13 protein-coding genes are annotated in these 15,395 nt (G+C 37.8%); 3 read left to right on the forward strand and 10 right to left on the reverse strand.

All coding sequences use genetic code 11. The features are described 5' to 3' along the window. The first annotated feature begins 6 nt into the window (after window positions 1–6). A complete protein-coding gene (locus GS400_RS12930) occupies window positions 7–1,143 on the forward strand; it encodes a CAP domain-containing protein (protein WP_160102399.1) in 1,137 nt (378 codons plus the stop codon). An 80-nt stretch (window positions 1,144–1,223) separates the two neighbouring features. On the opposite strand, the gene GS400_RS12935 is transcribed toward GS400_RS12930, so the two are convergent. From GS400_RS12935 to GS400_RS12970, 9 genes are all read right to left on the reverse strand, one after another. Continuing rightward, window positions 1,224–1,874 carry an SDR family oxidoreductase gene (locus GS400_RS12935; RefSeq protein WP_160102401.1) on the reverse strand — a complete coding sequence of 217 codons (651 nt, stop codon included), beginning with the start codon at window positions 1,872–1,874 and terminating at the stop codon, window positions 1,224–1,226. Window positions 1,875–2,024: 150 nt separating this feature from the next. Then, a complete protein-coding gene (locus GS400_RS20055) occupies window positions 2,025–2,186 on the reverse strand; it encodes a hypothetical protein (protein WP_201450105.1) in 162 nt (53 codons plus the stop codon). 103 nt (window positions 2,187–2,289) lie between these two features. After that, window positions 2,290–4,173 (reverse strand): beta-N-acetylhexosaminidase, encoded by a 1,884-nt coding sequence (locus GS400_RS12940; protein ID WP_160102403.1) that lies wholly within the window; start codon window positions 4,171–4,173, stop codon window positions 2,290–2,292. Window position 4,174: 1 nt separating this feature from the next. Then, on the reverse strand, window positions 4,175–5,179 hold the full coding sequence (locus GS400_RS12945) for a Gfo/Idh/MocA family protein (protein WP_160102405.1): 1,005 nt from the start codon (window positions 5,177–5,179) through the stop codon (window positions 4,175–4,177). A 2-nt stretch (window positions 5,180–5,181) separates the two neighbouring features. Further along, the gene (locus GS400_RS12950; protein ID WP_160102407.1) at window positions 5,182–5,964 is read right to left on the reverse strand and encodes a sugar phosphate isomerase/epimerase family protein; all 783 of its coding nucleotides are present in this window, start codon (window positions 5,962–5,964) and stop codon (window positions 5,182–5,184) included. A 28-nt stretch (window positions 5,965–5,992) separates the two neighbouring features. Continuing rightward, window positions 5,993–6,919, reverse strand: coding sequence for a helix-turn-helix domain-containing protein (locus GS400_RS12955; RefSeq protein ID WP_160102409.1), 927 nt, complete (start codon window positions 6,917–6,919; stop codon window positions 5,993–5,995). A 32-nt stretch (window positions 6,920–6,951) separates the two neighbouring features. Further along, entirely contained in the window at window positions 6,952–7,782 is an 831-nt protein-coding gene (locus GS400_RS12960) for a carbohydrate ABC transporter permease (protein WP_160102411.1), read from the reverse strand. A 29-nt stretch (window positions 7,783–7,811) separates the two neighbouring features. After that, window positions 7,812–8,771 carry a carbohydrate ABC transporter permease gene (locus GS400_RS12965; RefSeq protein WP_160102413.1) on the reverse strand — a complete coding sequence of 320 codons (960 nt, stop codon included), beginning with the start codon at window positions 8,769–8,771 and terminating at the stop codon, window positions 7,812–7,814. A gap of 41 nt (window positions 8,772–8,812) precedes the next feature. Continuing rightward, complete coding sequence (locus GS400_RS12970; RefSeq protein WP_160102415.1) at window positions 8,813–10,153, reverse strand: ABC transporter substrate-binding protein; 1,341 nt, start codon at window positions 10,151–10,153, stop codon at window positions 8,813–8,815. Window positions 10,154–10,304: 151 nt separating this feature from the next. Between GS400_RS12970 and GS400_RS12975 the strand changes: the two genes are divergently transcribed. Both GS400_RS12975 and GS400_RS12980 read left to right on the forward strand, forming a co-directional pair. After that, window positions 10,305–12,131 carry a sensor histidine kinase gene (locus GS400_RS12975; RefSeq protein WP_160102417.1) on the forward strand — a complete coding sequence of 609 codons (1,827 nt, stop codon included), beginning with the start codon at window positions 10,305–10,307 and terminating at the stop codon, window positions 12,129–12,131. Window positions 12,132–12,133: 2 nt separating this feature from the next. Next, a complete protein-coding gene (locus GS400_RS12980) occupies window positions 12,134–13,198 on the forward strand; it encodes a response regulator transcription factor (protein ID WP_160102419.1) in 1,065 nt (354 codons plus the stop codon). A 55-nt stretch (window positions 13,199–13,253) separates the two neighbouring features. Here GS400_RS12980 and GS400_RS12985 read toward each other — a convergent pair whose 3' ends face one another. Then, a complete protein-coding gene (locus tag GS400_RS12985) occupies window positions 13,254–15,290 on the reverse strand; it encodes an alginate lyase family protein (RefSeq protein ID WP_160102420.1) in 2,037 nt (678 codons plus the stop codon). Window positions 15,291–15,395: the final 105 nt, after the last annotated feature.

The raw sequence follows: 15,395 nt of genomic DNA on the forward strand, positions 1-15,395 counted from the left end.
TTATAGTTGTCGAAAGTACTAAGGGTCTTTCTTTTATTAATTATTGCAGGAGTATTCTGGAATTCTTATGGAGATAGCATAAAACAATCTGGAATAAATGGGGCTTTTGAAGAAATTCAAGAAGATATTGATGAAATAAAAGAGAATCCAAAAGTAAGCAGTGCAATCACTCAATTTGAACGAGAACTTCGGTATATAATGAGACAGTTCCAAGAAACATTAGAGGGAGTCCAACAACCAGAATCAGATCCACCAGCACCTGAAAAACCAGAACTAAATACACCTAATCAGCACTCTTTTTCCATTCATAATATTGAAATTGGAGATACACGTGCTGAAGTAGAACAAAGTGTGGGTACACCCAAGCGTAGTTCTATGAATGAATATGGTGTTCAATGGGTGACGTATCATGAAAATTATCATAACTTTTTTATGACTGCTTATAATGAAGAAAATAAAGTGGTTGGTTTATATACAAATCAGGATTTATTAACATCTAAACTTGGAATTAACTTTACTAGTACGAGAGACTCTGTGCTTGAAACGTTAGATGAGCCTCTTCAATCTATAAGAAAAGGTTTTACTCGTTATAAGTGGCAAAGTAACGAGGAATATGATGTATTTTCCATTAACGAGAATTATGTAACTATTTTTTATGACAAACATCAGAGTAACAAAGTAACAGCCATCCAAATCATCAGTTCCGAGCTCGAGCAAAAAAAGAAAGGGTTCTACCCTGACCCCAGCGATCAGCTAAAGAAAGGGTTTGAATATCAATTATTCGATATAACCAATGCAGCAAGAGTTAAACATGATCTATCACCTTTATCATGGGCTGATTCAGTAAGAAAAACAGCTCGTGCTCATAGTTTAGATATGGCTGAAAACAACTTCTTCAGTCACGAAAATCTAGAAGGTCAATCGCCTTTTGATCGAATGAATGAGGATAATATTCCATTCATCACGGCTGGAGAGAACATCGCAGCAGGTCAACTGAGTAGTATTTACACCCATGCAGGGTTAATGAACTCACTTGGACACAGAAAGAACATTTTACATTCGAAGTTTGAAATGCTCGCTGTAGGAGTAGCTTTTAATGAAGACTCAAGACCATATTATACGGAGAACTTTCTAACAAAATAACTAAAACAAAAGGTTCCTTGTATAAAAAATTACAAGGAATCTTTATTATTAAAGTGAGAATTTTATAGATATCCTACTAATTATAGTGACTTAATAGCATCATTGATCTCTTCAGAACCTTTTACAACCTGATATTCCTTCCCAACCGTCGAATCATTTTCTAGACTTGCAACGATCACACTTGCTACATCTTCTCTTGGAATTTCATCTCGGTCCACTCGAGGTGCTGCCTTCACTTTTCTAGTTCCTTCATCATTCGTTAGCCTTCCGGGATGTATAATCGTATAATCCAAATCTGTTGATTTCAACCATTCATCTGCATAGTGCTTTGCAGCTACATAAGGTGCAAATGAGGACGAGGCAGATTGTATAGCTTCGCGTGTAGTGTCATAGGAACTAATCATGACAAAACGCTTTACGCCAGCTTTTTCTGCTGCCTTCATAGTTTTAACAGCACCGTCTAAGTCAACTAAGACAGTTTTATCTGCCCCTGTATGCGGTCCAGAACCTGCTGTGAAAACAATGGCATCTACTCCTTCAGCAGCTTTGGCTATTGGACCTATATCTCCTTCCAAATCAACAACTGCGGTTTCTGCACCCATATCTTCAAAATAAGACGCTTGCTCTTCTTTACGAATCATAGCTTTAGCATCTAGTTGATTATGATCTTGAATAGAGGAAACGAGATGCTTTCCAATTTGACCGTTTGCTCCAACAATAAGAACTTTCATTTACCTCATCCTTTCTGTGTATCCTGATATATTAAGCATATATATGAATCAGCTTACACTTGTATTAGGCTAGCACATTTGTAATGTACCCACTGAAATGAACCGTAAAGCATGGTTGATGTGCTTAAAGCTCTTATTGTGAACAAATTTTTACTTTCTCTTATTCTCTACTTTTGCTTGCTTTTCAGCTATTTTATTTCGTTCTCCGCCATCGGCTAATTCTTCAGTAAATTCGTGATCCTGATTTTCATATGTCTCCGGTGATAAGTTATTATTCATTCCTGCTTCTTCATTCCATTTTCTCTTATCCATTTATGGCACCTCCAAGATTTCTTATTAGTGTGCCATGATTAACTCATTATATAATTAATTTGTTAATGCCCCTTGTGTTATCTAACAACTTCAAGCATTACAATTAAAATACATTTGGAGTGACAATATTTTTATAAACATTACTCCTTACAAATCCAGGAGCTTCACGCTCATTAAAGTATTTCAATTTTTCTTGTTCTAACTCTGGTATTGAATCTATTTCCCCTTGCAAGTACTGACGCAACCTTCTTCTAGTTGTGTCTATACGCGCTAATAATCCACCATAACGAATATCTAGCGTTTCCCACCCGAAAGGCTTATGATAGTTCATCCACTCATCACAATGGAAAGTTCGTAACGTTTTTATCCTTTCTTTTAATAGTAGTAAATCTTGATTCAGGATATTTTCTAATGACTGATGATCCTTAGTATCGTAATGTTTTTTCAACGTGATCCCTATCTCACTCTTAATGCTTAGTACGGAGCAGATTTGTGTAGGGACATCAAAAATTGAGTACCACTCACCTGCTTTTGGTTTTGCTTTTTTCAGTTCTGCTTCAAGCCCCTTATAATAGTCGTTAAGTGGAATACCTTCTACTTGCTTATCAAACAATCCCATTAAAGGATCTTGCCATAGTAAAAATTTCGATGGATTGTCTGGTTCGAGCTGAACCTCTTTAGACTTATAAGGAGGCTGGTCTAATCTTCCTAAAGCAAGAAAAGCGTCAGCATCCGCACCGGTACAAAATTGGAAGCGACGTTTTACCTTTTCTTCATCTATATGATCAGAATAGTTATGTTCTGCTAAAAGTTGCAATCCTAACAGACTCGAGAAGGCATTAGTCTCTGCCCCATCATCTCCCCAGAGCGTGGCAAAAACCTCCGTTACGCCTTCCTTCTTACAAGCGGGTAATGCAGCTTGTAACGTGTTCCAGGCTTTATTGTAGTTGATGGATATTCCGTTCCACGTCCACAGTCCACCAGCGAATAAAGGTGTTGAACCAAAGGATTTATGCTTCCTCAGAAAATCACGATAGACCGCTTCATCCTCATGATAGTAATCCCAGTAAACAAACTGCACATCTTTTGGCATATCCTCTATGACTTCTTTTGGAATGATAGCGTCTTGATCGTAATAGTGCCCTTCTTTAGAGGCCATTCGAAAATACATATCACTCCAAATCATGGGATCCAATCCTTTTTCCCTCGTAATGTTCAACACTTCATTTAGATGGTCATTCATGATTTGGAAAGTCGGTTTATAACCATTTTTCTTGAGATATTGACCTTTCCCCATTAGATGGGCTTCATCCATTCCGATATGGATTCGATTGCTTTGAAACGGGGATGATGCGGATTCGATCATTTGCTGAATTAATTCGTATGTATCCGGTGAACCTGCCAAGAGTATATCTGAAGTATCTTTATATTGATTTCTCGTATCCCAACGTAAAAACGTAGAAAGGTGTGCCAAGGTTTGAATACTCGGGATTACTTCTACACCGAACTGATGAGCATACGTTTCGATATCACGTAATTCTTCCTTTGAATAACGCCCACGCATATACCCAAAGTAAGGTTGCTCCTCAATTTCATATGTATCTTCCATATAAAGCATAAGCATGTTTAAGCCCATTGTAGCCATTGTTCGTACGAGTTTTTTCATTTGGTGGACTTGCATGACAGCGTTTCTGGAACAATCCAGCATAATGCCATTGGTTATAAACTGCGGCGTTTCTTCCAATGTGAAGGAGTCACGCATTGATACATGTTCCAAGAAGAGTCCTAAAGCTCTGAAAAAGTGAATGTTCTCCTGAAAGTATATATGGGCTTCTCCATCTTGATAGGTAATCTGAAGCTTTTTTTGATCCCACTTGTGAACAGAAACTGACACTCCTTCTTCTGTTAGATAGAATCCTAACTCCCCGCTCAATTGTTTAATCCCAGGTGTTAGCTCTCTCAAGTCTCCTTTAAATGAAAGTTTCATATCAATCGACTCCCACCTCATTGATTTCAATTATGTTTCTTCTTTCATGTGATTCATAGATTCCTTGAATTACGTTGACGACTGATTTGCCATAGGAACCTGAATTCTCTAAAATACGCTTTCCTTGTATAGCATCTATCAACTCCATGAATTGCTTTTCAAAGGGAGATTTATCGCTTGGTGTTGGTACTTGAGAATATGAGCCACCCTGACTAACATACACTCCTTTTCCTACCTCAACCTTCATCATCCCTTTTGTGAAAATCAGTTCCGTTATATGCTTGGGAACCACTTCATATCCCGAGATGGATATGGTGACAGGAACCCCCTTTTCTGTCTCCAAATACATTAGGCCGCTCCCTTCAATATCACTTGAAATGCCTAAATGACGACTATGAAAACTCAAGTTCGACATTACTCTTGAGAAGCGGGAGTTCAACAACCACTGGATTTTATCAATTGAATGAGCACCTAAATTCATCATGATGCCCCCACCAGCTTTATCACGCTCCAAAAACCAAGCCGGTCGATCCTGTTTAAAGTAGTTCATATGCCTGGTCTCAGTGATTTGAACAAGCTCGCCTAGGTCCCCTTCATGAATCATTTTTTTCGCTACATCATTTTCCGGGAAATAATGTTGGATATGCCCAATCATCAGCTGAACATCATGATCCAAAGCTGCTTGAAGAATTTCATCACACTCTTGCGTATTTAGAGCCATTGGTTTTTCTAATAAAATGTGACACCCGTTTCGAGCACAAAATATAGCCGCATCTTTATGTAAAAAATGCGGAAGACTGATCACCACAATATCTGGATTTTCATTTTGTACCAATTCACGATAATCAACATACCCAATAAGATTATATTCTCTACTTACTTCCTTCACTTTAGCCTCATCAATATCAGCAACAGCTATAGCTTGTAACTCTTTCATGCGACTAATGGCTTTTAAATGCTCTGATGAAATAATCCCCGCTCCAATTAATGCTACCGTTAAAGACATGTTTATATCTCCTTAGCAAGACTTTTCCATCTAACTTTGAGAAAAGATAAGTCTCGAATCGCATTGTTATATAACTGTTCTGGTGTTTCATTCTCCTCAGCTGTACCTTCCGTAAATTCTAAAGAAAAATCTCCGTTAAATCCTTTATCCTTAAGATCTTGTACACGGCTTTCAACAAATTCAGGATAGCGCTCTAACAAGTGAAAACGAATCCCATCAAATAAACTCACGTGAGCATAGACAACTTTCTCTCCTAAATGCTTAAACCAGCTAGTTAAATCCGTACTCTTATGAAAAGGATGAATCATGGCCCCGATGTCTTTGGAGCCAATCTGCTTAAAAACATCCTTGGCTATTTTCGGATCTTCCATGACAGTACCTGGATGGCATTCACAAAGAAATGTACACTCATATGGCAATTGGTCCTTCCATTCTTGAAAGTTTTGAATATATTCATCCAGACGTTCTGGGTCTTTACCGAAATTGAACTTGATTTTGTTGGCTCGAAGTCTATTTACCATATTTGCAGTTTGGGATCTTTCTTGTTCATATCCGTTTTCAAAGCTTACATAGGAGTTGTAAACTTCTACATGTATAGAGGAATGTTTAAGAAGTTGGATTTCAGGCTCCGATGCTTTTAAGCTATGATTCTCCCACAACTCAATCCCATCAAACCCGTCTGTTGTCAGTTTAGGTAGCCATTCACTTACAGCAATCGAGGGGTTCCGTCCCTCTTCCCATCGATTTTTCTCTAAAAGGACCGTATTCATTAAAAATGAAGTCAATCCTACTCCTCCTCTCTCCAAACGCGATTTAGTTTATAACAGCAGCAGGTACGACCTCTTCATTCATTTGATCAAAATCGATGTGATACACATTCCGCGGGCGCCCTCTTCCATTCAATTGTTCTTCTCCTACCACCTTCGCCACTTTCTGGTTTTCTAAAGTCGTGAGGATCCTTCTTGCACTTCTTAATGTGATCGCAAATCCCTTTGACAGTTCTGCAGCAGTAATGTTGTTTCGGCCGATTGATTGACATAAACACCGTAATTTATAAATGGTCGCTCCACTTACACCCTGTTTTTTAAAGTGTTCAATCGCTTTATCGCTTTCATAGCGTATCGGAAACTCTGAAAAAGAGGTAACTTTGATTTTGTGAGATAACTCATATAAAAATTCGCGAACACAAGTGTCTGTTGGTGTAACAAGATCTACCTCAACAGGATAGTCGCGCAATGCATCCACAATTGCGGGGTGACTCGTTACGATTGTTTTAACGTTATGAACCTCAATAGACTTTAAATGAAAATCTAATAAGTCTTTTGGTTTCATCTTTGAAGGGTGCTCTTTTATATACAATGGAGTATTTTGAATCCCTTCGTTTTGAAGCTTTTCTATCATCTTCTCTTCGTAAAAAACATCTACACTCAACTTGATTGACCCAGCTTCATGTGTAGACGTTAATACACTTTTGAAGAGCGTTTTATATAATGCTGTAATCGAGTATCTCAACTCATACACAGGGATATCATTGAACATCTCCGTTATGTTTTGATTAAAAGATAGAGGATGGATCACGATGGCACAATCAATGCCATCGGACTGGAACTTTTGCAGAATTTGCTTCATGTTCGGACCAACAACCAAAGGGATAAAGTTGAACCCCGGAAAATCATCACGGATTCGATTCACGCTTTCGATCATCTCTTCCGTTCCAATCAATAACGCTTTGGTTTTCACAACCTCACATCCTATCTTTCCGATTTAAACAATTATTTTAAACCTGATGAACTGGCTCCTTTTACAAAGAATTTCTCCGTAAAGAAGAATACAATTAAAATTGGAAATAAGGACATTAATGCAGCAGCTACTAAATACTGTTCTTTTCCAAACCAGGCTCCAGACATCGAAAGGACACCTATAGGTAACGTGAATTTCTCTGAAGAGGATAGATAAATAGCAGGCGCCATAATCTCATTCCATTTGGTCATAAACGTAAAGATTGTTAAGGTAGCCAATTGCGGCTTACACATAGGCATGAATATCCGCCAATACGTTTGAAGTGGCGAACATCCGTCCAATTTAGCCGCCTCTTCATACTCTTTTGGAATGCTAAGAAAGGCCTGTCGCATGAGGAATACACCAAACGGTTGAGCTAGCCATTCTAGTATCCATAAAGGAACGAGGGTGTCGAGAGCCCCCATATGTTTAAAGATAATAAATTGAGGGATAATCATGACAACAGGTGGGATCATGAGCGTTCCTAAGACCATGATGAACAAGGAGTTTTTAAAAGGAAAATCTAATCGCGCAAAGGCATAAGCCACCATGGAACAGGATAATAATGCTCCCAGCACTGACAAGACAGTTACGATAAAACTATTCCATCCGTATTGGGCAAAATCCGTCATTTTCCACACTTCAATGTAGTTCTGCCATCTAAACGGATTAGGTATATATTCGACTGGAATCGCGGTATATTGTTTATAGGTTTTTAATGAATTAAAGGCAGCTGTAATAAAAGGCGTCAACATAATCATGGCACTTAACGTAATAATGATATAGCTAATGATCTTTCTTCTTTTATTTGGATTCTTTTTCATTACAAACACCTCTAACATAGAATGCTTCTCTACTTTTCATAATGAACCCACTTCTTTTGCATCTTCACTTGGATTAATGTAATGACAAAAAGAATAAGAAACAGCACCCATGCAATAGCAGATGCATAGCCCATTTTCAAGAAAGCAAATCCTTGCTGGAATAAGTACAGCATTAAGACCATACTGGCATTATTCGGCCCACCCGCTGCTGTAATATCTCCTGAATTCCCTGTCATAACATAGATTTGTTCAAACGCTTGAAACGTTGTAATCGTACTAAGGACTAGAACTAGAAAAGTCGTTCCAGAAATCAGTGGAATCGTAACATGTCGGAATTTCTTCAAGACCCCTGCGCCTTCTACTTCAGCAGCTTCATAAAGATCCTCCGGAACATTTTGCAGTCCAGCTAAAAAGATCACCATCATATATCCGATCCCTTTCCAAACAGCTACGGCAACAAGGACTGGAATAACAAGTGCTTCATCATTTAGCCATTGTTTAGGTTCTGATCCTAATTTCACAAGAAGATCATTGGCTAAACCAAAACGCGGATTAAAGATCGCATCTGCTACGTAAAGTACGACCGTCCATGAAGAAATAACAGGTATAAAATGTGCAATTCGGTAAAATTTAAGCCCTTTAAGACTTTGATTGAGTGCCACAGCGAGGATCAAAGCTAATATCGTTTGTGCAGGTACAAATAAGACGGTGAAATAAACCGTATTCCATAAAGATTTCCAAAATACTGGATCATTAATGAGTTTGTTATAATTCTCTAAACCGATCCATTGTGGGGCATTAAGCATGTCGTAACGAGAAAAACTAAAATATAAGGATGCCAATAACGTAAAGGCAATAAAAACTATAAAATGAATGAGGTATGGGGATACCATAAGTAATCCCCATTTACCCTCATGACTTAATTTTCTTTTACGTTTCACCATTTTAGGCTTTGGTGTGTTTTTTTGTAATCTCGTATTACCCAACATTAAACGTCACACTTTCTATAAGGAATTCAACGCTATAGGTGTTATTGATTCTCATAGAATTCATCTAACACTTTTTGTACTTCCTTATCCGCGCGTTCTAGAGCTTCTTCAATACTCGCTTCTTTTAAAAATGCTCGGTTGAAGTTGTCTCCTGTTTTCTTCACCCATTCTGACCAAACAGCATTCACATCTAATGTGCCTGCAAAGTCAAAACTCTCTAAAAATGCTTGTTTATTTGCCGGCTTATCACCTGAATTTAAGAACATATCAGACTGCGCTACAGATTTTTTCACAGGAACGGCTTCACCTAGCTCAGCCCATTCTTTCTGAACGTCATCCTCTGACACCCAGTATTTCACCCATTCCCAGGCAGCCTTTGCTTTTGCATCAGAAGCATCATTGTTAATAATCCATGAATTCGCAATAACTGGCGAGAATCTTTCTCCAGTTGGTCCTTTTGGAAGAACCGTAACATCATAGTTTACACCTGTTTCATTCGCAGCTAGTACGCGTGCATAGATTCCAATTCTCATAGCAGCTGTCTCACTTGGGAAAGGAGACATCGCGCTTTGGAAAGCTTGTAGGTCTGAAGGATCTGTAAAAATCCCACGATCCATACCATCTACAATGTACTCCATCGCTTCTTTATTTTCTGGTGAATCAATAATCGATTCTTGTAAACTCTCATCCAGAATGCCACCGCCATAAGACTTCAAGACGGTCATCCAACCTTCTGTAATACTGAAGAATGTAAGACCATATTGATTAACACTGTTGGATTTAAACCCAGATTCATTTGCTGTTTTACCACTCGTATCAACCGTCAGTTTAGCTCCAGCTTCTTTTAAGTCTTCCCATGTCCAACTTTCATCCGGGTAATCAACGCCCGCTTCATCAAACATGTCCTTGTTATAGAATAGCGTTGCAATTTGGATACCTTGAGGTACAGCCCAATACTTTCCGTTTGGTCCTTTGTTAAAATCTAGACCATAATAATCATCTTTATTTAGGTCTTGATCTATCCATTCTGTTAAATCTTTTGCAGCCCCACGCTCAGCATATTTTTGAACAAAAACACCGTCTGAAAGCCAAACATCAGGTGCCGTTCCCCCTGCGATTTGAGTATCTAGCTTTTGAAAAAACTGTGAATAAGGCGCATTTTGGGTTTTAATTTTAATATCAGGATGTTGTTCCTCAAACTTATCGATCAACTCCTGCATCTTCTCATCTGCACTACCTGAAGAATAAAACCCTAACGTAATCTCAGTAGCCTCTGAATCATCGCCACCATTACCCGATGATTCGTCTGTACAACCTGCAAGGAACAAAGCAAAAACTGTCATAAAAGCAAACCATAATTTCATAACCTTTCTTTGATTCATCTTTTCTCCTCCCCTTTTTAAGAAAACGCTTACATATTATATTAAAACCGATGTTAATAATAGAAAATGTAAAAATATTTGAAATATTGTGTTTTTTTCAATAAAATAAATAGTACGTGGAAGTTTCTACTATTTTAAAGGAGCTTGCTTGATGTCGTTTAAACTTAGTTCTATAAATTCTAAGCTTTTTATGATTATCCTCTTATTTGTATGTATTCCTTTACTTGTTCTAGGTTTTATTTGGTTTGAAAAGACAACTGAAACGATTGAAGAAAATGCCGTGCAATATAGTCAGCACCTTTTAACACAGACGAATGAATACATGGACTTTTATTTACATGATTTAGAACAAGCTACTTACCCTTTTCTATCCAACCCTCAAGTACAGCAATTTCTTGATATGAACACCTTTAATTCGAACCGATACAAGCGATTCATTATCTCTCAACAAATTCAAGAAGAAGCCTTCTCTCCCCTATTAAATGGACGTTCCGACATATTTGGCATATCCCTGATTAATCAAAATGGTATGCAAGTACATAACTACTCAAAAGTGAACGACTATTTGAATATGGATCATATTAGACAAATGAATTACGAATTATGGGATGACGTTAATAACTTAGAACCTTATCAATTTATCCATATAGACTTTATCCACTCCACCCCTGTCCTTACAGTCGTAAGAAAAGTATATGATAAGAACACCTATAATACGTCAGGTCTTCTCATTGTGAACCTTCGTTTGAATCAAATCTCGAATATTATTAACGAAGTTACATTAAGTCACTTTAAACAAGTGTGGATTGTGAATGACCAAAACAAGATCATCTACCACCCTAATGAAGATCAGCTCGGACAAACGTTTTCTAGTAAACAAGCAGCAAACCATACGAATGACCGTTTCTCCATTCAAAATCATGAAAGCTTAAAGACTCTAATGGTTTATGATTATTCTCCTCAATCCAAATGGACAATGGTAGCCAATGTCCCGATGAATCAAATTATGGCCAATCTGATCAGCTTAAGAAACTCCACCGCTTGGATTGGCCTCATTCTTATCGGTATAGCTTTGTTGTTCATAGGCGGCTTTTCTTTTTCACTCACCTACTCATTAACAACCTTGCAAAACTTAATGAAGAAAGCTCAATCTGGAAAATTAAATATTCAAAAGAAGCAGCCCTTACCTATTTATCGGAATGATGAAATTAGCGACTTGTATAATAGCTTTTACAATATGACTGGAGATCTTGATCGATTAATGAAAGAAATCCAGCATTCCAAATTAATCGAGAAAGAGATGGAATTGAAAACGAGAGAATCGGAATTACAAGCCATGCAATCGCAGATCAATCCTCACTTTTTGTACAACACGCTTGAAATCATCAACTCGCATGCCATTATCGAAAAACAAATGATGATTAGTAAAATGACGACAAGTTTAGCTGATATGTTTCGTTACAATGTTAGCAACACGAAAAGCGTCGTCACCTTAGAAGAAGAAATTAACCAGATCCAAACCTATCTGGACATTCAACAAGAACGTTTTGAGGATCTATCTGTTTTTCTGGAAGTTTCTAAAGAAGAGATAAAAGAGGTACTTACTGCAAGACTAACCATTCAACCCATCATCGAAAATGCATTTATCCATGGTTATGAGGATTATGAGCTCACTCCAACGTTTATCGGGATTTACGGAGAACAATGTGCTGATTATTATAAGCTATCCATTGTCGATCAAGGCAAAGGCATGAACGAGCAAACCCAAACCATGTTCAATCAAGCATTTAAGCATAATGAAGATCCACCTTCTGATAATAAAACGACTAAGAGGATCGGCTTAATTAACGTGCATAAGCGAATTTTTGGCAACTTTGGCTCTCCATTCGGCATATATATTACTAAATCGGACGAGTCAGGAACGACCATAGAGATAAGATTGCCGTACACCACTACATTTAATAAAAGGGAGGCTTAACCATGTATTCTGTTATTTTGGTTGATGACGAAAAAATGATTAAACGGAGTCTTCTTGCTTTAATTGAAGGAAATGAAACAGGATTTAAAGTAGTAGGTGAAGCAAAAGATGGTGAAGAAGCGTTGCACTTAAACCAGCAATGTAATCCAGACTTGATTATTACGGATATTCGAATGCCTAAGATGAATGGCCTCAAATTTATTAAGGAAGTTAAAAAAACAAACAAACATTCAAAGTTCATCATTATATCGGGTTATGATGAATTTGAATATGCTCAAGAAGCGATTCGATATGGCGTTGTCGACTTTTTATTGAAACCGATCAAGCCTGAACAGTTTCTTTCATCTTTAGAAAAGGTCCATCAGCAGATCGTTGGAGAGCTTAACTCGTCAAAAGAAAGAAGCGAATGTTTAGGAGTCATAAAATCATATACGGAGAAACTCGTGCAGCAATTGTGGCTTTTAGAAGAAGAACAAGTAATGAAATTGATTGATGAATATCATGAAAAACTGAAAGACGCTAAGAGTAAAACCCATTCATTACGCTCCATGTATTCGGATTTTCTGATTTATTTCCAATCAGAACTGGAGAAACAATCGAATCCTATTAAAGATGAAGTTATTCAAGCTTCGGACATTCCTTATGAGGAGAATGAAATCAAAGACTCCATAATGGTCATGTGCCAAAACATCATCCAAAACCTTAAGACTTCCAGAAATATCGGTCACCGAAACAGCATATTAACAACTGTTAAATACATTGATGAACACTATGCAGTGGAAGATCTTTCACTAGTGGAAGTTGCCGATACAATTGGAATGTCTCCTTCCTATTTTAGTATGGAATTTAAAGCCGAGATGGGGATTAGTTTTAAGCAGTATGTCACCAAATTACGTATGGAAAAAGCAAAGGAACTGCTCAACAACCCAACGTATAAAACGTATGAAGTGGCTTATGCCACAGGATATGGTGATTATCCACACTTCACGAAAACCTTTAAAAAGATTCTTGGTGTAACCCCGTCTCAGTACAGAAAAAGAATAGGGGTAGCTAAAGAAACGAATTAGGAGAGAATCACCTTCATCCTGATGATTTCTCTCCTTCTTACCATGTTTCTAGTACTTACACTTTTACAACCCACTTTTGTTCCTGAGCTTGATGGCGTTTCACAAAAAGAACATCTCCAGTCATTTGCGTGCCGGCAAATTGATAACTGTAAGGTCCTTGATGAGAAAAAACGATGATTTCTGATTCTTCTCCTCTGTTTACTTGCAGAGCAGTCACTTGGTCCTCGGAAAGTATTTGTGAGCGTGAATTCCATACATCGACTTTCTCAATCGAAATATCTGGCTCTTCATTTTTCTTAAAAGGAACGAGTGCTGTTATGAATTTCGTAAGTCCATTCCCTTTTTTCTGACACCTGATTTTATTTGATGCTTGCTTTTGATTGTAGTCCCTCGAAATCCAACAGGTATCTTTCTCATATTGTACAGATTCGAATTGAATCATATTTAAGTTGCTTCCATTGCGCCCTTCTACTCGAACGATATCATTTAAAGAGTCGATTTCGACATTTGCATGCTCATCAAAATGAAAATGTTGTTTATAATCGTGTTCTTCTTTTGAATGAAACGTATCAACTAAAACCCAGTAATGCGGCTTCACATAAAAAATTTGCCTTAGTACTTGAACTGGATCATCTAGGTTCCAATATCCATTGTGTCCTGCTTGCACAAAATCAAATGAAGGGTCGCTCTTCCAATAATGCTGAACAGGTTGCGCTACTTGATCCCAACTCCATGAATTTTGATATTGGGAGATCGTTTGGTCATCTACACTGGTTGTATTGTGCTGGAATGATTCCTTAAAATATCGTCTTTCTTCGTTTTCCATGTACGTGTATCGACCTGTATCAACCAATAAATCTTCACCGTTCGCACTTAAATCAAAATGTAAAAAGTCATCATGGCCATGGGCACGAATAATGTCCATGTGTCCTCCATCAAATAATAGATAATGCTCATCTGAACTCCAGTCATCACGCATAATGGTATATCCTGATTCCTCTAGATGAATCGAATTAAAAGAAGGTGGATGGCTTCTAAGCGCTTCATACGTTTTCATACCATCCTTTCCAAAATACCAAAGACCTTCAAAGTCTAAAACAGGATATCCTTTATACTTTAAATCTCCTCGATGAAATAAGACCGCTCCACGACTTAACACATCACGTATATCTGTATGGTCACTATCGCTGATCATGGGTTGATGCCCATTAGGTTTCACAAATGCTAAGGAAGCTGTAAACATCGCATTTAACGATTTATTTAGGGTTTCTGGAATCTCTAGCCCATTCATGCTGGCTAACAAAACCGGTTCAAATAGACAATGGAGTACCTCATGATGATACATCGGACTTTGTTCGTTATGCATGCCATCCTCAAATACCTGAAGCTCACACATAGCTTCCAAGCGTTGAATCGCTAACTCTAACCATTTATGGGATTCATTAAAATGTGGAAACAATAAAGCTATTTGAAATAGACCGTTTGTTTCTAAGAACCCCCAGTTACTTTGCTTGTCGTGAGGGGTATATGCAACACTTAAGTATCGACCATGCCACCAAAGGGCTTCTCTGAATTGATTTTCTTCATTTGTCCCCCAAGCTTCTGATTCCCTTACACAAAAGTAGCCTTTTATCCAATTTGTTATTCGAATACCACTGTCTAACTTACGCCACGTATCTTTCACATTATATTGAGTGGCTTCACTCTGTTGAATCTCTTCTTCCGTTAAAGGGTTTTGACTGATCCAATCTTTCATCAGATGTATATAAGCTTTAGCATATTTTTCATCTCCAGTAAGCCAATACGCCTGACCCAATTCCGCCATGAATCTCGAACGATTAAGGTTGACCGTCCACTCAAAATCTCCTTTATAACGAAACGTCCAATCGATTTCATGATCAAATGTTATCGGTGTCTCACAACGTTCCATATCCCAACGATGGGTAAACACAAACGTTTGGTTGCAAGCGAGATCAGCCCTGCTAATCACCTCTTTAAATTCATCTTTCCAGTACTTTTCACATGCGTCTTTCAGAAACGTTTTATCGTGTCGTTCATAGAAGAAGGTACTCTTTTTCGTAGAAGTGTCCATCCGAATCCTCCTATGTTTTGTCGGCAAAATTTCTTCTAGCTTTATTAAATTTTAGAGAAAGGGATAGGAAGATACAACGACCTAATTATGACCTTATATGTGAAA

The sequence above is a fragment of the Pontibacillus sp. HMF3514 genome (genome assembly GCF_009858175.1).
In the GTDB taxonomy this organism is placed as follows: domain Bacteria; phylum Bacillota; class Bacilli; order Bacillales; family BH030062; genus Pontibacillus.